Consider the following 22,205-nt stretch of genomic DNA (forward strand, 5'->3'; position numbering starts at 1 on the left):
TGTGAGTCAGTGACCGGGCGCGGTTTGCCGCCAGGCCTGGGAGCGGCGCAACAAGCCGCGCGAAGCCCACGCCAGCAGCAAGGACACGCCCGCCGAGGTGAACAGAATCAGGGTCGACATCGCCGCCGCGCCGCCAACGTTGCCGGCGTCATCCATGTTCAGCACCGCCACCGCCGCGAGGATGGTGTCGGGGCTGTAGAGGAAGATCGCGGCGGACACGGTGGTCATCGCCGAGACGAACAGGTAGCGCACGATGTCCAGCAACGCCGGCAGGCAGATCGGCACGGTCACGCGCAGGTAGTGCCGATACAGCGGCGCCTTGAGCGACAGCGCGGCGGCTTCGAACTCGGCGTCGAGTTGGCGCAGCGCGGTGGTCGCGGTCATTTGTGCGGTGGTCAGATAGTGAGCAATGGTGCAGACGATCAGCAGCGTCATCGTCCCGTACAGCACGTGCAGTGGATTGCCGGTCAGGTTGAAAAAGAAGACGTAACCCAGACCGAGCACCAGCCCCGGCACCGCCATCGGAATAAAACTGAGCATGCGCAACGCCAGGTTGAGGCCGCGCTGAGTGCGGGTCTTCTCCATCAGGTAAGCGCCGGTGAAGATCAGCACGCTGCCGATCAGCGCCGTACCCAACGCCATCTTCAAGCTGTTGCTGTAGGCCAGCCAGCCACCGCCGGCCGTCTCGTTGAACTGGTAGTGATTGAGCGACAGCGACAGGTTGTACGGCCAGAACTTCACCAACGAGGAGAACACCGCCATGCCGAACACCAGCAGCAACGCCGCGCTGATCAACAGGACAATCGCCAGATAGCAGCTATCGCGCAGTTTCGACGGTGCCGGTTTGAACACCTGAGCGCGACCGCTCATGGAGTCGCCGTGACGTCGACGCAGCCAGGCATCAACCCCGAAGCTGAACAGCGCCGGCACCAACAGCACCATGCCGATCAATGCGCCGCGACCGAATTGTTGCTGGCCGACTACCGCTTTGTAAGCTTCCAGCGCCAGCACTTGATAGTCGCCACCGACCACTACCGGCACACCGAAGTCGGTGATGGTCAGGGTGAACACCAGACAGAACGCGGCGAACACAGCCTGACGCGTCGCCGGCCAGGTGATGCTGCGAAAGGCCTTGGCGGGACTGGCGCCCATGCTCGACGCGGCATCGAACAAGCGCGCATCGGCCAGCGACAATGCCGAGAGCAGAATCATCAGCGCATGGGGAAAGGTGTAGATCACCTCACCCAGCACAATTCCCCAGAACCCGTAAATGTTGTCCGAGAGCAGCCCGCGCAACATGCCTTGGTTGCCGAACAGATAGACCAGCGCAATGCCCGGCAGCATCGACGGCGCCATCAGCGGCAGCAGGGAAATCCCGCGCCAGATGCCCTTCGCCGGTATCAATGTGCGTTGCAGTGCGTAGGCAAACAGGTAGGCCAGCGGTACGACGATGGCCGCGACGCTGAGAGAAACTTTCAGGCTGTTGCCGAGCAGCCAGTGAAAATTCTCGCTGGTCACCAACTCCTTCGCCGCGACCCAACCACCGCCCTGCCCGGCCTCGCTGCTGAAACCACGCCAGAAGATCGCGAGCAACGGCAGCAACACTGCAACGCCGAGCAATACCAGCAACAGAACTTTGCCGCCGACGACAAAAATGCGGTCGCCGATCTCGGCTTTCGAGGACTGTCGCACCTGCTTGTGCGGTAGCGGCAGCGCGAGGTTGCTGTTCATCAGGCAAACACCTGCAGGCTGCGCGGCGGCAAGGCGACCATGATCTGCTGGGCGCCGAGGCGCGGCATGGCTTCCGGCGCCAGCTCGGCGAGCAGTGCGTGGCCCGGCAATTGATCGAGTTCGAAACTCATGCGGCAGCGGTTGCCGAGGAAGGTGATCTCGCGGACTTTCGCCGGGAACAGGTTCTCCTCATGCACCAGCGGATTGACGTTGATCGCTTCCGGGCGGCAGAACAAACGGCCCGATGCACGCTGGACGCTGCCGTCACTCAGGCGCAGGTTCATGCCGCCGACCTGGGCGTGGCTTTCGCTGCTGCGCTGGAACGGCAGCCAGTTGCCCTGACCGACAAACTCGGCCACGAACGGCGTGGCCGGGCGGTTGTAGATTTCCTGCGGGGTGGCGTATTGCTCGACACGGCCGTTGTTCATCACCGCGATGCGATCGGCCATCAACATGGCTTCGTCCTGATTGTGGGTGACCATCAGGGTGGTGATGCCGAGGTTGCGTTGCAGTTGGCGCAGTTCGGTGCACAGATGCTCGCGGACTCGGGCATCGAGGGCCGACATCGGTTCATCGAGCAGCAGCAACGACGGCGCCGGAGCCAAGGCTCGAGCGAGCGCAACGCGCTGTTGCTGACCGCCGGACAATTGGCCGGGGTACTTTTTCTCACTGCCGATAAGGCCGACCAGCTCCAGCATCTGACCGACGCGACGGCGTACTTCCTCGCGACCACTGCCGGCGAGGCCGTAGGCAATGTTCGCTTCGACGGTCAGATTGGGGAACAGCGCGTAGGACTGGAACAGAATCCCGTAGTCGCGAGCTTGCGGGGCGAGGTGCGAGACGTCGCGGTCACCGAGATAGAGTTCGCCGCTGTCCTGCTTCTCCAGACCGGCGATGCAGCGCAGCAACGTGGTCTTGCCGCAGCCCGAGGGGCCGAGCAGGCACACCAGCTCACCGGCGGCGACGTCCAGGGAGACGTTATCCAGCGCGGTGAAAGCGCCGAAGCGCTTCTGCACGCTGCGCACTTTCATCGGTGCACCGGGGTTGGTCAGGGCAGTTGCAATGGCAGGATTCATGGACAGACCTCATCAAGCAGATGAGGCCAATCCTAGGGTTGTAATGCGTCCGTCATGTGGCAGTGAGGCAAAAACGGCCGATAGTGGTATTCGGGGATTTTGGTTGAAAGTCAAAAGATCGCAGCCTTCGGCAGCTCCTACATTGGAATGCGTCCCCCTGTAGGAGCTGCCGAAGGCTGCGATCTTTTGATCTTCAGGCCGGGGACATCTCTTGCGCCAACCCGAGAAACGCCGCCGGCAACCGCGCGCCCTTGCGCTCCTTGAGGCAATAAAGGTACTCAGGAATCTGCGGCGCATTCTCGATGGTCAGCACGCGCAACTGCGGGTCATGCGGTACTTCCTGCCGGGCAATGATGCTGATGCCGATGTTGCGCAGCACCGCCTCGCGAATCGACTCACGGCTGCCTATCTCCAGCAATGGCCCGAAACTCACCCCGGCACCGGCCAGCAACTCTTCGGTCAGCCGCCGTGTGGTCGAGCCCGATTCACGCATCAACAGCGTATGCCCGGCCAGCGCACTCAAGGCCACATGCTCTTGCGCCGCCAACGGATGGTTGCGATGCACCGCCAAGACCAGCGGATCAGTGCCCAGCACCCGGCGAATCAGCCGCGCATCATCGAGCAACTGCGAGGACGCCGCGATATCCACGCGGTAATCCTCCAGCGCTTCGAGCACTTGCTGCGAGTTGCCGATTTCCACCGACACCTCCACCTGCGGCAGGCGCTCACGAAAGGTTTTCACCAGATCGAGGATGTAATACGGCGCGGTCGCCGCGATGCGCAGTGTGCCCTGCACCTGGCCGCTGTTGCGCAGGAAGAACTCGATGTCCGCCTCTTGCTGCAACAGCGTTTTGACCATCGGCAGCAACCGCGCGCCTTCGTCGCTGACGCTCAAACGCCGACCGCCACGGTAGAACAGCTCCACCGAATACTGGCTTTCCAGATTGCGGATCTGCGTGGTCACGGTCGGCTGGCTGAGGCCGAGCTTTTTCGCCGCCAGCGTGATGCTGCCCAAGCGGGCCACCATGTAAAACGCCTTCAGCTCGGCACTCAGCACAACCATCCCTCATCGTTTATTTGCGCAGCAGGCGCAAACCATTGAACACCACCAACAGACTCACGCCCATGTCGGCAAACACTGCCATCCACATGGTGGCGAGCCCGGCGAAGGTTACCCCAAGAAAGATAGCCTTGATCACCAGGGCCAACGCAATGTTCTGTTTCAGGATGCTGGCGGTATCGCGCGACAGGCTGATGAAGGCCGGAATCTTGCGCAGATCATCGTCCATCAGGGCGACATCGGCCGTCTCGATCGCCGTGTCGGTGCCCGCAGCGGCCATGGCAAAACCGATCTCGGCGCGAGCCAGCGCCGGGGCGTCGTTAATGCCGTCGCCAACCATGCCGACGCGATGACCCTGCTTGTACAGGTCTTCGATGGCTTGCAGTTTGTCGGTCGGCAGCAAATCGCCACGCGCTTCATCAATGCCAACCTGCGCCGCAATCGCCTGCGCGGTGTGGACGTTGTCGCCAGTCAGCATCAGGGTTTTCACGCCCAGCGCATGCAACTGACGGATCGCCTCGCGGCTGGTCTCTTTAACGGTATCGGCCACGGCAAACAGCGCCAGCGGGCCAGACGAGTCGAGCAGCAGCACCACGGACTTGCCCTGTTTCTCCAGCGCGAACAGCTTTTCTTCCAATTGCGGCGAGCACAGACCCAGCTCTTCAACCAGACGATGGTTGCCCAAGTGATAGGTCTGGCCGTTGATATCGCCCTTCACGCCCCGCCCGCCGAGCGCTTCGAAGTTATCCACATTCAACGGGGCGAAGTTTTTATCCACAGCGGCTTTGGCAATGGCCAGCGACACCGGGTGATCGGAACGCCCGGCCAATGCGGCGGCAATCGCCGGTGCCGTGGCATCGGCCGTCGGCTCAAGGGACAGGTAATCGGTCTGCACCGGTTTGCCGTGGGTGATCGTCCCGGTTTTATCCAGCGCCAGATAGTCGAGCTTGAAACCGCCCTCCAGGTACACGCCACCCTTGACCAGAATGCCTTTACGCGCCGCTGCCGCGAGTCCGCTGACGATGGTCACAGGGGTTGAAATCACCAGTGCACAAGGGCACGCAACTACCAGCAACACCAGTGCGCGATAGATCCAGTCGAACCACACCGCACCCATGAACAATGGCGGAATGATCGCTACCGCCAAGGCAAATACGAACACCACTGGCGTGTAGATTTTCGAGAATTGATCGACAAAGCGCTGAGTCGGTGCGCGTGCGCCTTGGGCTTGCTCGACGGCGTGAATGATCCGCGCCAGGGTCGAGTTGTTTGCCGCTGCGGTCACTGCGTATTCCAGCGAACCTGCCTGGTTGATGGTGCCGGCGAAGACTTTGTCGCCGACGGTTTTTTCTACCGGCAGACTTTCGCCAGTAATCGGCGCCTGATCGATGGTCGAATTGCCGCTGACGACTTCACCGTCCAGCGCAATACGCTCACCGGGTTTAACCCGCACGCGGGCGCCGAGTTCGACGCTCTTCACTTCCTGTTCGAACCAAGTGCCGTCAGCCTGCTGCACGGTCGCCTGTTCCGGGGTCATCTGCATCAGGCCGCTGATCGCGTTACGCGCGCGATCCAGCGAGCGGGCCTCAATCAACTCGGCCACGGTGAACAGAAACATCACCATCGCCGCTTCCGGCCACTGCCCGATAAGAATCGCACCGGTGACAGCAATGCTCATCAGCGCATTGATGTTGAGGTTGAAGTTCTTCAGGGCGATCCAGCCCTTTTTGTAGGTGGTCAGGCCACCGCTGAGGATCGAAATCAATGCGATGATCGCCACCACCCAGTTGGGTGCGGCGTTGGTGAAGTGGATAACTTCAGCCGCCAATGCGCCAACGCCCGAGAGAGCCAGCGGCCACCAGTGTTTTTTCACCGGAGCCGGCGCCGGCGCTTCGACGCCCGCCTCCAACGGCTCGGCATGCATGCCGATGGATTTGATTGCGTCGATGATCGGCGCGGTGTCCGGCAGATTGTGGGTCACGCCGAGCACGCGGTTGATCAGGTTGAATTCCAGTTGCTCAACGCCAGCGAGTTTGCCGAGTTTGTTCTGGATCAGCGTCTGCTCGGTCGGGCAGTCCATCGCCTCGATACGGAAACTGCTCAGCCGCGCGTCGGCACTGGTCTTTTCGCTGAGTTGCACCAATGCAGGCGCCGCCGCTTTCGACGAGCAGCAGGAGTCTTCGCTCGAATGAACCGGTGCAGGCGCAGCCGTTTTCGACCCGCAGCAGGAATCGCCGCCATGGGCATGTTTATGCACAGGCTGCAGCTTATGACTGTGATCGTGCCCGTCGCCGGGCTTGTGGGTGTGCTGGGAATCGCTCATCGGGTCGCGTCCATGAAGGTGCCTGTTGCCAAGTAAAGACCCTGTAGCCACTATAGGGTCAAGCACCCTTTTGGAGATTGCCGTCATGAAGATCGGAGAACTGGCCAAACTGACCGATTGCGCCGTGGAAACCATCCGCTACTACGAACGTGAAAGCCTGCTGCCGGAGCCGGCCCGCAGCGACGGCAACTACCGCGTCTACACCCAGGCCCACGCCGAACGCCTGACCTTCATCCGCAACTGCCGCACCCTCGACATGACCCTCGAAGAGATCCGCAGCCTGCTGACGTTACGCGACAGCCCGCAGGATCAATGCGAAAGCGTCAATGCACTGATCGACGAACACATCCAGCACGTGAAGGCGCGAATCGATGGATTGCTGGCATTACAGACGCAACTGCTCGACCTGCGCCAACGCTGTGGCGAAGGGCCGATGGCCGATCAATGCGGGATTTTGCAGCGACTGGAAGTGAGTGGCGGGGTTGTTGCGACGGAAGTCGAGCATTCCCATGTGGGCCGTAGTCACGGCCACTAAGGCAACACATAACCTCATGTAGGAGCTGCCGAAGGCTGCGATCTTTTGATCTTGCTGTTTATAAGATCAAAAGATCGCAGCCTTCGGCAGCTCCTACAGAGGGCCGACCATTCCCACCATCAAGGGGGAACGGTCATTGCGTGCTTGCTCAGACCGCCATTGGCGCGGTCATCGGCGCGTGATGCTCGTAACCTTCCAGCGAGAAATCGCTCGGCTCCACCAGCTCCAGCCATTCAGGCTGATACACACCGGTCTTGGCAAACTCCGGCACGCGATCCGAGATTTTCAGTTTCGGCATGGCGAACGGCTCGCGCTTGAGCTGTTCGTTGAGCATGTCGAGGTGGTTCTCGTAGACGTGCGCATCACCGATGAAATAGGTGAACCAGCGCGGCGTGTAACCGGTCAGGCGACCGATCAGGCTCAGCAGCGCGGCACCTTCGGTCAGGTTGAACGGCGTGCCCAGACCCAAGTCATTGGAGCGGATGTAGAGGGTCAGAGAAATCTCTTTGGTCTCGACATTCGGGTGGAACTGGTACAGCAGATGGCACGGCGGCAAGGCCATTTCATCAAGCTGAGCAACGTTCCAGCCGTGGAACAGAATGCGGCGACTGCCCGGATCGTTGATGATCGTGTCGACGCACTGGCGCACCTGATCGATGGCTTTGTACAGGACCACGTAGGCCTGACCGTCTTCTTCGCCCTGAGCGATTTGCTTGTAGCCGTTGCTCAAGGTTTGTTCGATGGCGGCGGTATTGCTCAGCGGAATCTGCTTGTACGCGGGCCATTTGCGCCACTGCACGCCGTAGATTTCGCCAAGGTCGTCGTCGCCCTGACGGAACGGGTTGGCCAGCCACTGCGCGTTTTCGTTGGCATTCTGATCCCAGACCTTGCAGCCCAGCGCACGGAATTCAGCGGCGTTGTTCACGCCACGCAGAAACCCGCACATCTCGCCGATGGCCGATTTGAAGGCCATCTTGCGGGTGGTGATCGCCGGGAAACCTTCCTGCAGATCGAAACGCAGCATCGCACCCGGAAAACTGATGGTGTTGATGCCGGTACGGTTGGCCTGCTTGGTGCCGTTCTGAATGACGTGCGAGACCAGTTCGAGATATTGCTTCATGAATTACCTGTGTCCTTTGAGCCCCGGCGTCGCGCGCCGGGGTTCGTAGTTTAAGCCGTCGGCGCGAGTGGTGCTGCCGGCGCACGACGATAGGCCAGCCAGATCAGGAACAACCCGCCGACGATCATCGGTACGCACAGCACCTGGCCCATGGTCAGCCAGTTCCAGGCCAGATAGCCTAACTGGGCGTCCGGTACGCGGACGAACTCGACGATGAACCGGAAGATGCCGTAGAACAGCGCGAACATGCCCGATACGGCCATGGTCGGACGCGGTTTACGCGAGAACAGCCACAGGATCAGGAACAGCGCTACACCTTCGAGCGCGAACTGATACAGCTGCGACGGGTGACGCGGCAGTTGCGCCGGATCGCTGAACGGCGGGAAGACCATGGCCCACGGCACGTCGGTCGCCTTGCCCCACAACTCGGCGTTGATGAAGTTGCCGATGCGCCCGGCGCCCAGACCGATCGGCACCATCGGCGCGATGAAGTCCATCAACTGGAAGAACGACTTGCCGTTGCGCTTGCCGAACCATACGGCGGCCAGCATCACGCCGATGAACCCGCCATGGAACGACATGCCGCCCTTCCACACTTCGAAAATCAGCGTCGGGTTGGCGATGTAGGCGCTCAGATCGTAGAACAGCACGTAGCCCAGACGTCCGCCGACAATTACGCCCATCGACAGCCAGAACACCAGGTCGGAAAGCTTTTCCTTGGACCAGGTCGGGTCGAAACGGTTAAGCCGGCGCGATGCCAGCAGCCACGCACCGCCGATGCCGACGAGGTACATCAGACCGTACCAGTGGATTTTCAGCGGACCGATGGCCAGGGCCACCGGGTCGATCTGCGGGTAAGGCAGCATTGCGACTCCTCGTTAGAGTTGAAAGCAGAATTCCCGGGCGACGCTGCCACCTCAGGATTAAGCCAGGATTGCCACGCGGTCAAAGCAGAAAGCTTAATCCCACGCAGAACAGCAAAGCGGCGAACAGTCTTTTCAGCAACTTCGCCGACAACCGATGGGCCAGCCGCGCGCCGAAACGCGCGAAGACCATGCTGGTCAGGGCAATGCCCAGCAGCGCCGGCAAATAGATAAAGCCGAGACTATGGGCCGGCAACCGCGCATCGTGCCACCCCAAAATCATGAAACTTAAAGCACTGACCAGCGCAATCGGCAGCCCGCAGGCCGACGACGTGGCGACCGCTTGCTGCATCGGTACGCTGCGCCAGGTCAAAAAAGGCACGGTAAGCGAGCCGCCACCGATCCCGAAAATCGCCGAAGCCCAGCCAATCACGCTACCGGCCGCTGCCAGCACGACTTTGCCTGGCACCGTGCGGCTGGCCTTGGGTTTGACGTCCAGCGCAAGTTGCACCGCGATCACCAAGGCAAACACGCCAATGATTTTCTGCAGGTTCGGACCGGAAATGGCTTCGGCAGTCACGGCGCCCAAACCAGCACCGATCAGGATCCCGACTGCCATCCAGACAAATATCGGCCACTGCACCGCGCCTCGTCGATGATGCTCACGCACGGCATTGACCGAGGTGAAGATGATCGTCGCAAGCGAAGTACCGACCGCCAGATGCGTGAGGATCGACTGATCAAAGCCCTGCAAGGTGAAACTGAACACCAGCACCGGGACAATGATGATCCCGCCGCCAACCCCGAACAGCCCGGCCAACACGCCCGCACAGGCGCCCAGCGCCAGATAAAGCAGAAATTCCATGACCGTCTCCCTGACGCATCCGCAAAACCGGAGCGGCATGGTAACGGATGCACACCCTTCCGCTCCACTTGCGATGGATGCACGGACGCCGGATGCGTAGAGTGAGCAAAAAACACACAAGGACCACCTTATGTGCCTGATCGTTTTTGCCTGGCGCCCGGACCACGCTCAACCGTTGATCGTCGCAGCCAACCGTGACGAGTTCTACGCCCGCCCGAGCCTGCCGCTGGCGCAATGGCCGCAGGCGCCGCACGTGCATGCCGGGCGTGATCTCGAGGCGGGGGGCACCTGGCTGGGGATCGGTGCCAATGGGCGCTTTGCCGCATTGACCAATATTCGTGACCCGCATCAGCCACCGGCGCGTAAATCGCGGGGCGAGCTGGTGGCCGGGTTTCTCACGGGGGATCAGTCGCTGGAGGATTATCTGGCTGACGTGGTCGACCGTTCGCCGGACTACGCAGGTTTCAACCTGCTGCTGGGCAACAACCATGAACTGTGGCACTTCAATGCGCGGATGTCCGAGCCGGTGATGCTGGAGTCCGGGGTCTACGGGTTATCCAATGCCGGGCTGGATACGCCGTGGCCGAAGTTGCTCAAGGCCAAGGCAGCGTTGAACGCGGTGCTGGATGATCCGACGCCTGCGCGGTTGCTGGCGTTGTTGAGCGATGCGCAGACGGCGCCCTTTGTTGAGTTGCCGGATACCGGCGTGGGACTTGCGACTGAATCACTGCTGTCGAGCGTGTTTATTGCCAGCCAGAGTTACGGGACGCGGGCGAGTACGGCGCTGATTGTGCAGGCGGATGGGACGCGGCGGATGGTGGAGCGCAGTTTTGGGCCGTATGGCGGGCATCTGGGCGAGGTGGAGATTTTGATTTAGGCGGCGTCTGGACTGACGCCATCGCTGGCAAGCCAGCTCCCACAGACTTCTTGGGTGTTCACAGATGTCGTGTTCACTGAAGATCCCTGTGGGAGATTTTGATTTAGGCGGCGTCTGGACTGACGCCATCGCTGGCAAGCCAGCTCCCACAGGTTCTTGGGTGCTCACAGATTTCGTGTTCACTGAAGATCCCTGTGGGAGATTTTGATTTAGGCGGCGTCTGGACTGACGCCATCGCTGGCAAGCCAGCTCCCACAGGTTTCTTGGGTGCTCACAGATGTCGTGTTCACTGAAGATCCCTGTGGGAGCTGGCTTGCCAGCGATGAGGCCATTAGCCTTTTAGAGTGCTTTGTTGACCGCCGGCGGATTCATCTTCGACAAACCGAGATTCTTCAGCGCCAGTTGCAGCGAGCTGTGGATAACTTGCGGGTTGTCGATGGTCATCAGCTCGGCCAGCAATTCCTTGGCCTTGCTCATGTTCACCTGACGCAGCATCCACTTCACCTTCGGCAAGTTGGTGGCGTTCATCGACAGGCTGTCGAAACCCATCGCCATCAACAGCACCGCCGCTGCCGGATCACCGGCCATCTCGCCGCAGATACTGACCGGCTTGCCTTCGGCATGGGCGTCACGCACCACGTTCTGCAAGGCTTGCAGCACGGCCGGGTGCAGGTAGTCGTAGAGGTCGGCGACGCGCGGGTTGTTGCGGTCGACTGCCAGCAGGTACTGGGTCAGGTCGTTGGAGCCGACCGACAGGAAGTCCACTTGCCGCGCCAGCTCCTTGGTCTGGTACACCGCTGCCGGAATCTCGATCATCACGCCAATCGGCGGCATCGGCACGTCGGTGCCTTCGTCGCGCACTTCGCCCCAGGCCCGGTGGATCAGGTGCAGGGCTTCTTCGAGTTCGTGGGTGCCGGAGATCATCGGCAGCAGAATGCGCAGGTTGTTCAGGCCTTCGCTGGCCTTGAGCATCGCGCGAGTCTGCACCAGGAAGATTTCCGGGTGGTCGAGGGTGACGCGAATGCCGCGCCAGCCGAGGAACGGGTTGTCTTCCTTGATCGGGAAGTACGACAGCGACTTGTCACCGCCGATGTCGAGGCTGCGCATGGTCACCGGTTGCGGGTGGAACGCGGCGAGCTGCTCACGGTAGATCGCCAGTTGTTCTTTTTCGCTCGGGAAGCGCTGGTTGATCATGAACGGCACTTCGGTGCGGTACAGACCGACACCTTCGGCGCCGCGCTTCTGCGCCCGCGCCACGTCCGCCAGCAGGCCGGTGTTGACCCACAGCGGCATGCGGTGACCATCGAGGGTCACGCAGGGCAGGTCGCGCAGGGTGTCGAGACCCAGCGCCAGTTGTTTCTCTTCTTCCACCACCTCGGCGAACTGCTTGCGCAGCACTTCGCTGGGGTTGGTGTAGACCTCGCCGCGGGTGCCGTCGACGATCAATTCGATACCGTCGACCTTGGCGTACGGCAGGTCGACCAGACCCATCACCGTCGGAATGCCCATGGCCCGGGCCAGGATCGCGACGTGGGAGTTACCCGAACCGAGTACCGAAACCAGACCGACCAGCGTGCCTTCCGGCACTTCGCCGAGCATCGCCGGGGTCAGCTCTTCGCTGACCAGAATGGTTTTTTCCGGGTAGACCAGATTCTGCTGGCGCTCTTCCTGCAAGTAGGCGAGCAGGCGGCGACCGAGGTCCTTGACGTCCGACGCCCGCTCGCGCAGGTAGGCGTCGTCCATCAGTTCAAAACGGTTGACGTGTTCGGTGACCACTTGGCGCAGTGCGCCCTGGGCCCACTGGCCGGTCTTGATCACCGTGGTGATTTCGCTGCCCAGCGAGGCATCGTCGAGCATCATCAGGTAGACGTCGAACAGCGCGCGCTCTTCCGGGCGCAATTGGGTCGCCAGTTTGGCGGACAGGGCGCGCATGTCGGCGCGCACGCCTTCGATGGCAGTCTTGAACAAGCCAAGTTCGGCGTTGATGTCGGTGATGGTCTTGTCCGGCACCACGTCCAGGTCGGCAGGCGGCAGCATGACCACCGCGGTACCGACCGCTGCACCCGGCGAGCCCGGCACGCCGACGAACTTGGCTTCCTGAATACCCTTGCCCTGACGACCCAGCCCCCGGATCGAACCGGTGGCCTCGGCGTGGGCGATAACGCCTGCGAGCTGCGCGCTCATGGTCACGAGGAAGGCTTCTTCACCTTCGTCGAACTGACGACGCTCTTTCTGCTGGATAACCAACACGCCGACGACGCGGCGGTGGTGAATGATCGGTGCACCGAGGAACGAGGCATAACGCTCCTCGCCGGTTTCGGCGAAGTAGCGATAGCGCGGGTGATCCGCGGCGTTTTCGAGGTTCAGGGGTTCTTCACGCGTGCCGACCAGACCGACCAGACCTTCGTTGGGTGCCATGCTGACCTTGCCGATCGAGCGCTTGTTCAAGCCCTCGGTGGCCATCAGGACGAAGCGGTTGGTCTCGGGATCAAGCAGGTAGACCGAGCAGACCTGGCTGCCCATGGCCTCTTTGACGCGCAACACAATAATCCCCAACGCCGCCTTGAGATCCTTGGCGGAGTTAACTTCCTGGACGATCTTGCGCAGCGTATTGAGCATGGCTCGGGGTCGAACTCCGTCGTCAGTCGCGCGCTAAAAGGCGCGGGGCAAGCTCTTTGAGGGCGCGGCGATACACCTCGCGCTTGAATGTCACCACCTGGCCCAACGGATACCAATAGCTGACCCAACGCCAGCCATCGAACTCCGGTTTACCGGTCAAATCCATCCGCACCCGCTGCTCGTTGGAGATCAGGCGCAGGAGAAACCATTTCTGTTTCTGGCCGATGCACAGCGGTTGGCTGTGGGTACGCACCAGACGTTGCGGCAAACGATAGCGCAACCAGCCTCGGGTACAGGCCAGTATTTCAACATCTTCACGTTCCAGGCCAACTTCTTCGTTCAGCTCGCGGTACAAGGCGTCTTCCGGCGTCTCCTCAGGGTTGATTCCCCCTTGCGGAAACTGCCAGGCATCTTGATTGATACGGCGAGCCCATAGCACCTGGCCGGCGTCATTCGTCAGAATGATCCCGACATTGGGGCGGAAACCATCGGGGTCGATCACGGGCACAACCTCGCAAACGCATGTCGCCGCATTGTTCCACAAAGGTTCATAAGGCGGCAACGAAGCTTCCTACCTTATGTGCACTCTTGTGAAAAGACCGTATTCTTGTCGCCTTTTTACAGACTTATCAGCGGGTAACTGCAATGCGCCTGGCTCTATTCGATTTGGACAACACCCTTCTGGGCGGCGACAGCGATCACGCCTGGGGCGACTATCTGTGCGAGCGCGGCTTCCTCGACCCGATTGCGTACAAGACGCGCAACGACGAGTTCTATCAGGATTACCTGGCCGGCACGCTGGATAACGCCGCGTATCTGAACTTCTGCCTGGAGATCCTCGGCCGCACCGACATGGCCGTGCTCGATCAATGGCACCGCGACTACATGCGCGACTGCATCGAGCCGATCGTGCTGCCCAAGGCGCTGGAACTGCTGAAAAAGCACCGCGACGCCGGCGACAAACTGGTGATCATCACGGCGACCAACCGCTTCGTCACCGCGCCGATCGCTGCGCGTTTGGGTGTTGAAATCCTGATCGCCACCGAATGCGAAATGGTGGATGGCCGCTACACCGGGCGCAGCACCGACGTTCCGTGCTTCCGTGAAGGCAAGGTAACGCGCCTGAATCGTTGGCTGGAAGAGACCGGGTATTCGTTGCAAGACAGCTACTTCTACAGCGATTCGATGAATGATCTGCCGCTGCTGGAGCAGGTGGCGAATCCGGTGGCGGTGGATCCGGATCCGAATTTGCGCGCTGAAGCCGAAAAACGCGGCTGGCCGGTAATGACGCTGCGAGACTGATGACGCCATCGCTGGCAAGCCAGCTCCCACAGGTTTCTCGGTCGTCCACATAATCTGTGTTCACCGAAAATCCCTGTGGGAGCTGGCTTGCCAGCGATTGGGGTAACGCGATCTCAAGCCTTAAACCGGCTTGGCCCCCATCAACGCCGCAATGGCGAGAAATCCGATGCCGCTCACAATCGCCAGCGCCAGGTTGAATTTGCGGTTGCCCACTCCGGTTGTCCACAGCCGATTAAGCCGAACGAGCAGCCAGACCGCACTGAACGTCGCCACGGCATAGATCACGCTGGACCCCAGAATCCAGAACTGCCCCAGCGGCCAGCCGATCAGATGCACCAGCCACCAGCCGGTGAAAGGCATGCTCAGCATACCGATCAGCATCAAACACCAGATAAACAGCCAGGGACGCTGCATCGTGCTGGCCGGCCCTTCGCTGCGATTACGCCAGGTCAGAGCGGCAAGCCCCAGCCCGCTCGCGAGTATGACCACGGTCGCCGCGACGTGAAGGACTTTCAGGGTTGTCAGGGTTTCCATGTATTTCTCTTCCTTGGGTCATGCCCATCAGCGTAGCCGTTCAGCCAAGAAACAGCTGATAGGCCGGGTTATCGCTCTCGTCCCAGTAGGGGTAGCCGATTTCCGCCAGCGCCGCCGGCACCAGATGACGTTCATCGTGGGGTACTTGCAGGCCCGCGACCACACGACCGTCCGCCGCGCCGTGGTTGCGGTAGTGGAACATCGAGATATTCCAGCGCCCGCCGAGCTTGTTGAGAAAGTTGAACAGCGCACCCGGGCGTTCCGGGAACTCGAAGCGCAGCACCACTTCATCAACCACGTGCGCCGCGCGCCCGCCGACCATATGGCGGATGTGCAACTTGGCCAGTTCGTTGTCGGTCAGGTCCAGCACCGGGAAACCCTGCTCGGTCAGGCTCGCCAGCAATGCACTGCGCGGGTCGTTCTCCGGGTGCGTCTGCACGCCAACGAAGATGTGCGCTTCGCTGCCGGTGTTGTAGCGGTAGTTGAATTCGGTGATCTGGCGCTTGCCGATGGCCTCGCAAAACGCCTTGAAGCTGCCGGCCTTCTCGGGGATGGTCACGGCGATGATCGCTTCGCGGCCCTCGCCCAGTTCGGCACGCTCGGCGACGTGGCGCAGGCGGTCGAAGTTGACGTTGGCACCCGAGTCGATGGCGACGAAGGTCTTGCCGCTGACGCCGCGCTGTTCGACATACTTCTTGATCCCGGCCACACCCAAGGCGCCGGCAGGTTCGGTGATCGAGCGGGTATCGTCGTAGATATCCTTGATCGCCGCACAGATTTCGTCGGTGCTCACGGTGATCACTTCATCGACATAATCTTTGCAGATATCGAAGGTGTGCTGACCAATCTGTGCCACCGCCACGCCGTCGGCGAAAATGCCCACGGTTGGCAGCACGACGCGCTCACCGGCGGCCATCGCCGCTTGCAGGCAGTTGGAATCGTCCGGCTCGACGCCGATGACCTTGATGTCCGGGCGCAGGTATTTCACGTAAGCAGCGATACCGGCGATCAACCCGCCGCCACCGACCGGGACGAAAATCGCGTCCAGCGGTTGCGGGTGCTGGCGCAGAATCTCCATCGCCACAGTGCCCTGCCCGGCAATGGTGTGCGGATCGTCGTACGGATGGATGTAGACGTAGCCTTTTTCGTCGACCAGTTTCAGCGAGTAGGCCAGGGCTTCCGGGAACGAATCACCGTGCAGCACCACTTTGCCGCCTCGCGAACGCACGCCTTCGACCTTGATTTCCGGGGTGGTCTTGGGCATGACGATGGTGGCTTTCACGCCCAGCACTTTAGCCGCCAGGGCCAGACCTTGCGCATGGTTGCCCGCCGACGCGGTGACCACGCCACGGGCGCGCTCTTCGTCGGTCAATTGGGTCAACTTGTTGTAGGCGCCGCGAATCTTGAAGGAGAACACCGGCTGCAAGTCTTCGCGCTTGAGCCAAATGTCATTGCCCAGCCGCTCGGAGAGCTGGCGAGCATTCTGCAGCGGGGTTTCTACGGCAACGTCATAAACGCGCGAGGTGAGGATCTTTTTGACGTACTGTTCGAGCATCGGAAAGCATCACTGAGCGGGTTGGGCGGGACCACGGAGTCTAACCCGGCTTTCGGGCGGGCGACCACACTAAACAGGTGGTTTTAAGGTCTGGAAATCCATTCTTGAGTGAGCACCATTGTGGCGAGGGGATTTATCCCCGTTGGAGTGCGAAGCGCTCCCCGGCATTCTTTCAGAGATACCGCGCTCTCAGGTTTTACGACGGCTGCGCCGCCGAACGGGGATAAATCCCCTCGCCACAGGAGGTTTTAGCCTGGCATGGGGCTATAATGCCGGCCTTTCCGTTCTCCCCTTGCCCGCTTCCGGAGCCCGCATGACCCAGGATCAACTCAAACAGGCAGTGGCGCAGGCCGCCGTCGACTTCATCCTTGCGAAACTCGACGACAAAAGCATCGTCGGTGTCGGCACCGGCTCCACCGCCAACTGCTTCATCGACGCGCTGGCAAAGCACAAGGGCGCGTTCGATGGCGCAGTCGCCAGCTCCGAAGCCACCGCCGCACGCCTGAAGGGCCACGGGATTCCGGTGTATGAGCTGAACACGGTCAGCGACCTGGAGTTCTACGTCGACGGCGCCGACGAAAGCGACGCACACCTGAACCTGATCAAGGGCGGTGGCGCGGCCCTGACCCGCGAGAAAATTGTAGCGGCCGTGGCCAAGACCTTCATCTGCATCGCCGACGCCAGCAAACTGGTGCCGGTGCTGGGCGAGTTTCCGCTGCCGGTCGAAGTGATCCCGATGGCCCGCAGCCACGTCGCTCGTCAACTGGTGAAACTGGGCGGCGACCCGGTGTACCGCGAAGGCGTGTTGACCGACAACGGCAACATCATCCTCGACGTGTTCAACCTGCAGATCACCAACCCAGTGGAGCTGGAAGCGCAGATCAACGCGATTGTCGGCGTGGTCACCAACGGTCTGTTCGCGGCGCGCCCGGCGGATTTGTTGTTGCTGGGGACGAGTGAAGGCGTGAAGACGCTGAAGGCTGAGTAAGCCCGGCTGCGCACAATTTGTGGGCTGATCAAATACCTTGTAGGAGTGAGCCTGCTCGCGATAGCGGTGGATCAGTTGATATTAATGTCGACTGACACACCGCTATCGCGAGCAGGCTCACTCCTACAATGGTTTTGTGGTGTTGGTCAGGGTTGTGCTGGTTTTTTAAAGACATAAAACAAGTTCGGCTCACTCACCAGATACAACGTCCCGTCATCATCCATCGCAATGCCTTCCGCCTGCGGCACGGTTTTCTGCAAGCCTTGCCGGCCCTTGCTCAGCGACATGGTACTGAGCGGGCGCCCGTTTACATCCAGCTCCAGAATCAGCCGCGACTCATCCGACAGCGCCAGTAGATGCCCGCTGCGCTCGTCGTATTGCAGGCTCGACAGATCGCGCACGAACATCCCGGCATCGCGTTTGGGGTTGTTGATCACGTGCACCGCGTAGGATTTTTCCGGATTGAAGTGCGGAAAGCCGTGTACTTCATAGATCAGCATCGGGTCGCGTTCCTTGGCGACGAACAGGCGCTTGCCCACCGAGTCGTACGCCAGACCTTCAAATCCCTTGTTGCCGGCCATGTGCACACCGAGGGTCATCTGCTCGGCGTCCGCGGCGTCGAGGAAAGTGGTGTCTTGCTCCAGATGAATCTTGATCAGCCGCTGCTCACGCTCATCGGTGATCACATAAGTATCGGCGCTGATGAACTCGACCGCCTCCGCGTCGCCGAAGCCGATCAGCGCGATGCGCCGCAGGATCTTGCCCTCCAGCGACAGCTCAATCAGTTCGGAATTTTTGTTGGTCACCGTGAACAGGCTGTCGCGCACCGGATCGAAGGTCAGCGCCGACACATCGTCGTCCAGCCCATCAATGACCCGCGCCTCAATCTCGACTCGATACTGGTCCAACGCAATGGATTCACTGCTCAGCGGCTGCCATAACGTGTGCAGATTGAACCAGGCGCGCTCGAACAGGCGCATGTATTGGCCGATCGCAATCAACGCGATCAGGGCAATCACCGAAAAGATGACCAACAGCGGTTTGGGGCGGGCAAGTCGACGCATTCGGGCGGGCTCGGATTCAAGGCAGGCGGATGAAATATCACGCCTGACTGAACTGAAGCTTAATGGCCACTTGCCTGCGACGACAAGTGAACCCTGTAGGAGCTGCCGAAGGCTGCGATCTTTTGATCTTATAAACAGCAAGATCAAAAGATCGCAGCCTTCGGCAGCTCCTACACAGAGGCACTACCTCTGCTTTTCGAAGCGATAGAACAGGTTCGGCTCGCTGACCATGTACAGCGTGCCCGCCTCATCCATGGTCACGCCTTCGGCGCGGGGAATGGTGTTTTTCAAGCCGTTGAAACCGCCGAGCAGGGTCATGAAGCTGACTTGCTCGCCCTTCTCGTCCAGTTCCAGCAACAGGTGAGAATCGGCGGACAGCACCAGCAGGTGGCCAGTGCGCGGATCGGTTGCCAACGCGGAGAGATTGCGGATATCCAGTTCATCGCTGGCCAGCTTCTGCTTGTCGCCTTTCAGGGTCTGACTGCCATCGCTTTTCCAGGTAAAAAGCTTCGGTGGTCGTTCTTCACCGAGCAGTAGCTGCTGGGTGCGCGGGTCCCAGGTGATTGCTTCGAAGGCCTTGTTCTGGTCCTTCGACGGGCCGAGGTCGTACTTGGGGAAATTGGCGATGTTCAGTTCACGGGTGTCGCTATCGACCTTGACGATCGACAGCATGTGCTGGCGCTCATCGATGATCGCCATCAGGCCGTTTTCCATGACAGTCAGGCCTTCCGGATTGCTCCAGCCCACCAGCGGCATCTTGCGCAGCACCTCGCCTTGCAGGCTCAGCTCAACGAGGAACGGATTCTTGCCCATCACCGAAAACAGCGTTTTGGTCTGCGGGTTGTAGGCGAGGTCCGATGCTTCGTCCTTCTCCATGCCCGGCAATGACTTGGCATCGATCACCACCCGATAGTCCGGCAGCCAGATGCTTTCCTTTTGCTCGGCCGGGCTTTCAAAGCGTTCCAGCACCCACAGCAAACCCCGGTCATCCCAATGCATGGCAAACGCCAAGCCGTACGCGGCGGCAATCGCCAGCAGCAACCAGGAATACCAGCGCATGGCGAAACGTGATCGGCGTGGGGGTTTGAGCTGAGTTTGAGATGACATCAAGGGACGCTTTCCGAAAATTCAGGCTATGGGTAATAGCATAAAGAGGCCGGCTAAGACGCCAGAATTGCGGAAATTATCCAGACAGGATGTGAAAAAAACGGCAAATGGCGGGATTGGCGTGTGCGTTTGCAAAAGCGATCACATCGATGAATGCTGGGACTTGCTCTTGTGGTGAGGGGATTTATCCCCGACGGGCTGCGAAGCGGCCCCAAAAAGCCTGGGCCTGCTGCGCAGTCCGTCGGGGATAAATCCCCTCGCCACAGATAAATCCCCTCGCCACAAAAGCTCACACCATCAGGAAATGGCGGGTTAGCGCACGCTGCTACTGAAACTGTTGGCGCCGACCAGTTCCAGCACGATGTCGTCGCCGACATTCAGCGGGCCAACGCCCGCCGGTGTACCGGTCAGGATCACATCACCGGCCTGTAGCGAGAAGCAGCCGGCCATGTACTGGATCATCGGCACGATCGGGTTGAGCATCGCGCTGCTGTTGCCGTCCTGACGCACTTCACCGTTGATGGTCAGGCGGATGCCGATGTCGGTCAGGTCCGCGAAGGTGCTGCCAACCACAAACGGCGCAAGCACTGCCGCGCCGTCGAACGACTTGGCGATTTCCCACGGCAGGCCCTTGGCTTTGAGCTCGGCCTGCTTGTCGCGCAGGGTCAGATCCAGCGCCGGGGCGAAACCGGAGATCGCATCCAGCACTTCTTCACGACTGGGTTTGGTCGACAGCGGCTTGCCGATCAACACGGCGATTTCCGCTTCGTAGTGCACCGAGCCACGTTCGGTCGGAATGCTGAAACCACCCTCCAGCGGCACCACGCAACTGCCGGGCTTGATGAACAGCAACGGCTCGGTAGGCACCGGGTTGTCCAGTTCCTTGGCGTGTTCGGCGTAATTACGGCCAATGCACACGACTTTCCCGATCGGAAAGTGAATGCGCGTGCCGTCGACGTACTGGTGCTGATAGCTCATTTACCGACTCCTGCCTTCATTGATTCATCAAGAATTACAGATCAAACCGCGAAGATCTTGCCCGGGTTCATGATGCCGTTCGGGTCGAACACCGCTTTGACCGCTTTCATGTACTCGATCTCAACCGGCGAGCGGCTGTAGGTCAAGTAATCGCGCTTGGTCATGCCCACACCGTGCTCGGCGGAAATCGAACCGTTGTACTTCTCGACGGTTTCGAACACCCACTTGTTGACGGTGGCGCACTTGGCGAAGAATTCGTCCTTGCTCAGGTTTTCCGGCTTGAGGATGTTCAGGTGCAGGTTGCCATCGCCGATGTGGCCGAACCAGACGATTTCGAAATCCGGATAATGTTCGCCGACAATGGCGTCGATTTCCTTGAGAAATGCCGGGACTTTCGAGACGGTGACCGAGATGTCGTTCTTGTACGGCGTCCAGTGCGAGATGGTCTCGGAAATGTACTCGCGCAGCTTCCACAGGTTCTGCAACTGGGTTTCGCTCTGGCTCATCACGCCATCCAGCACCCAACCCTGTTCAACGCAATGCTCGAAGGTTTCCAGCGCGCTGTTGGCCACTTCTTCAGTGGTCGCTTCAAATTCCAGCAGGGCGTAGAACGGGCAATCGGTTTCGAACGGCGCCGGTACGTCGCCACGGCCCATGACTTTGGCCAGAGCCTTGTCGGAGAAGAACTCGAAAGCGGTGAGGTCGAGCTTGCCCTGAAAGGCGTGCAGCACCGGCATGATCGAATCGAAATCAGCGGTACCCAGCACCATCGCGGTGAGGTTTTTCGGCGCGCGATCCAGGCGCATGGTCGCTTCAACCACAAAACCGAGAGTACCTTCAGCGCCGATAAACAGCTGACGCAGGTCGTAACCGGTGGCGTTCTTGATCAGGTCCTTGTTCAGCTCCAGCACGTCGCCCTTGCCGGTGACGACTTTCATGCCCGCGACCCAATTGCGCGTCATGCCGTAACGAATAACCTTGATCCCGCCGGCATTGGTGCCGATGTTGCCGCCAATCTGGCTGGAACCGGCCGAAGCGAAGTCCACCGGGTAGTACAGGCCTTTTTCTTCGGCAACGTTCTGCAAATGCTCGGTGACCACGCCCGGCTGACAAACAGCGGTACGGTCAGTGAGGTTCACGTCGAGAATCTGGTTCATGTAATCGAAAGACACGACCACTTCGCCATTGGCCGCCACCGCAGCGGCGGACAGCCCGGTGCGCCCGCCCGAAGGCACCAGCGCGACCTTGTGCGCGTTGGCCCAACGAACAACGGCCTGCACCTGCTCGATGGTCTTGGGAAACACGATGGCGCTGGGCGCCGGGGCGAAGTGCTTGGTCCAATCCTTGCCATACGTGTTCAGGGAGTCGGCATCGGTCAGGACCTTGCCAGGCTCGACCAGGGTCTTCAGTTCATCAATCAGGGCAGGATTGGTCATCGACAGAACTCTCGAACAATTCATGGTCATCCTGAGAACGCTTCACGTCGCAGGAATGAGTGTTTAGCGGGGTGGCTATGCTAGCATACCGACCCCGCAGGCCAGTGCCCAAACGCCTGTTCTGCGGCGACGGCTTTCTTGCCGTGCGGGTCAGCTCCAGGCTGCTCCCTCC

General features: G+C 60.5%; 19 protein-coding genes. 4 read left to right on the forward strand and 15 right to left on the reverse strand.

Translation table 11 applies throughout. The features are described from left to right. Positions 1-6: 6 nt before the first annotated feature. The 4 genes from ICA16_RS11170 to ICA16_RS11185 form a co-directional block, all read right to left on the reverse strand. On the reverse strand, positions 7-1,731 hold the full coding sequence (locus ICA16_RS11170; RefSeq protein ID WP_210700628.1) for a putative 2-aminoethylphosphonate ABC transporter permease subunit: 1,725 nt from the start codon (positions 1,729-1,731) through the stop codon (positions 7-9). After that, on the reverse strand, positions 1,731-2,807 hold the full coding sequence (locus ICA16_RS11175) for a putative 2-aminoethylphosphonate ABC transporter ATP-binding protein (protein ID WP_150616777.1): 1,077 nt from the start codon (positions 2,805-2,807) through the stop codon (positions 1,731-1,733). Before ICA16_RS11175 ends, ICA16_RS11170 begins: the two co-directional genes overlap by 1 nt. Positions 2,808-3,000: 193 nt before the next feature. Beyond that, a complete protein-coding gene (locus ICA16_RS11180) occupies positions 3,001-3,864 on the reverse strand; it encodes a LysR family transcriptional regulator (protein ID WP_042562237.1) in 864 nt (287 codons plus the stop codon). A 16-nt stretch (positions 3,865-3,880) separates the two neighbouring features. Then, positions 3,881-6,190 carry a heavy metal translocating P-type ATPase gene (locus tag ICA16_RS11185; protein ID WP_210700629.1) on the reverse strand — a complete coding sequence of 770 codons (2,310 nt, stop codon included), beginning with the start codon at positions 6,188-6,190 and terminating at the stop codon, positions 3,881-3,883. Positions 6,191-6,275: 85 nt separating this feature from the next. On the opposite strand from ICA16_RS11185, the gene cadR reads away from it, so the two are divergent. After that, complete coding sequence (cadR, locus tag ICA16_RS11190; RefSeq protein WP_210553439.1) at positions 6,276-6,725, forward strand: Cd(II)/Pb(II)-responsive transcriptional regulator; 450 nt, start codon at positions 6,276-6,278, stop codon at positions 6,723-6,725. Between the two features lie 148 nt (positions 6,726-6,873). Here the strand turns inward: cadR and ICA16_RS11195 are convergent, their stop codons facing one another. The 3 genes from ICA16_RS11195 to ICA16_RS11205 all read right to left on the reverse strand — a co-directional run bounded on the left by ICA16_RS11195 (position 6,874) and on the right by ICA16_RS11205 (position 9,573). Next, positions 6,874-7,845, reverse strand: coding sequence for a thymidylate synthase (locus tag ICA16_RS11195; RefSeq protein ID WP_034153704.1), 972 nt, complete (start codon positions 7,843-7,845; stop codon positions 6,874-6,876). 50 nt (positions 7,846-7,895) lie between these two features. Then, positions 7,896-8,711, reverse strand: a complete 816-nt coding sequence (lgt, locus tag ICA16_RS11200; RefSeq protein ID WP_150602019.1) for a prolipoprotein diacylglyceryl transferase — start codon at positions 8,709-8,711, stop codon at positions 7,896-7,898. Between the two features lie 79 nt (positions 8,712-8,790). Next, positions 8,791-9,573: a sulfite exporter TauE/SafE family protein gene (locus ICA16_RS11205; RefSeq protein ID WP_210700630.1), complete on the reverse strand. Its 783-nt coding sequence runs from the start codon at positions 9,571-9,573 to the stop codon at positions 8,791-8,793. Positions 9,574-9,703: 130 nt separating this feature from the next. Between ICA16_RS11205 and ICA16_RS11210 the strand changes: the two genes are divergently transcribed. After that, entirely contained in the window at positions 9,704-10,450 is a 747-nt protein-coding gene (locus ICA16_RS11210) for an NRDE family protein (RefSeq protein ID WP_210553437.1), read from the forward strand. A gap of 339 nt (positions 10,451-10,789) precedes the next feature. Here ICA16_RS11210 and ptsP read toward each other — a convergent pair whose 3' ends face one another. Both ptsP and ICA16_RS11220 read right to left on the reverse strand, forming a co-directional pair. Continuing rightward, positions 10,790-13,069, reverse strand: coding sequence for a phosphoenolpyruvate--protein phosphotransferase (ptsP, locus tag ICA16_RS11215; protein WP_150602022.1), 2,280 nt, complete (start codon positions 13,067-13,069; stop codon positions 10,790-10,792). Between the two features lie 22 nt (positions 13,070-13,091). Beyond that, a complete protein-coding gene (locus ICA16_RS11220) occupies positions 13,092-13,571 on the reverse strand; it encodes an RNA pyrophosphohydrolase (RefSeq protein WP_003229203.1) in 480 nt (159 codons plus the stop codon). Positions 13,572-13,714: 143 nt separating this feature from the next. On the opposite strand from ICA16_RS11220, the gene ICA16_RS11225 reads away from it, so the two are divergent. Further along, positions 13,715-14,371 carry a histidinol-phosphatase gene (locus ICA16_RS11225; protein ID WP_210700631.1) on the forward strand — a complete coding sequence of 219 codons (657 nt, stop codon included), beginning with the start codon at positions 13,715-13,717 and terminating at the stop codon, positions 14,369-14,371. Positions 14,372-14,491: 120 nt separating this feature from the next. On the opposite strand, the gene ICA16_RS11230 is transcribed toward ICA16_RS11225, so the two are convergent. Both ICA16_RS11230 and ilvA read right to left on the reverse strand, forming a co-directional pair. Then, complete coding sequence (locus ICA16_RS11230) at positions 14,492-14,905, reverse strand: DUF2269 family protein (RefSeq protein WP_150616782.1); 414 nt, start codon at positions 14,903-14,905, stop codon at positions 14,492-14,494. 40 nt (positions 14,906-14,945) lie between these two features. Next, entirely contained in the window at positions 14,946-16,460 is a 1,515-nt protein-coding gene (gene ilvA / locus ICA16_RS11235; protein WP_150616783.1) for a threonine ammonia-lyase, biosynthetic, read from the reverse strand. 313 nt (positions 16,461-16,773) lie between these two features. On the opposite strand from ilvA, the gene rpiA reads away from it, so the two are divergent. Further along, positions 16,774-17,448 (forward strand): ribose-5-phosphate isomerase RpiA, encoded by a 675-nt coding sequence (rpiA, locus tag ICA16_RS11240; RefSeq protein ID WP_150602025.1) that lies wholly within the window; start codon positions 16,774-16,776, stop codon positions 17,446-17,448. A 146-nt stretch (positions 17,449-17,594) separates the two neighbouring features. Here the strand turns inward: rpiA and ICA16_RS11245 are convergent, their stop codons facing one another. From ICA16_RS11245 to ICA16_RS11260, 4 genes are all read right to left on the reverse strand, one after another. Next, a complete protein-coding gene (locus tag ICA16_RS11245; protein WP_210700632.1) occupies positions 17,595-18,512 on the reverse strand; it encodes an SdiA-regulated domain-containing protein in 918 nt (305 codons plus the stop codon). Between the two features lie 183 nt (positions 18,513-18,695). Beyond that, positions 18,696-19,619 (reverse strand): SdiA-regulated domain-containing protein, encoded by a 924-nt coding sequence (locus tag ICA16_RS11250; protein WP_210700633.1) that lies wholly within the window; start codon positions 19,617-19,619, stop codon positions 18,696-18,698. Between the two features lie 312 nt (positions 19,620-19,931). Beyond that, a complete protein-coding gene (locus ICA16_RS11255) occupies positions 19,932-20,597 on the reverse strand; it encodes a fumarylacetoacetate hydrolase family protein (protein WP_150602028.1) in 666 nt (221 codons plus the stop codon). 41 nt (positions 20,598-20,638) lie between these two features. After that, positions 20,639-22,033, reverse strand: coding sequence for an FAD-binding oxidoreductase (locus ICA16_RS11260; protein ID WP_150616787.1), 1,395 nt, complete (start codon positions 22,031-22,033; stop codon positions 20,639-20,641). Positions 22,034-22,205 lie beyond the last annotated feature (172 nt).

The sequence above is a fragment of the Pseudomonas anatoliensis genome (assembly GCF_017976235.1).
Taxonomy (GTDB): domain Bacteria; phylum Pseudomonadota; class Gammaproteobacteria; order Pseudomonadales; family Pseudomonadaceae; genus Aquipseudomonas; species Aquipseudomonas anatoliensis.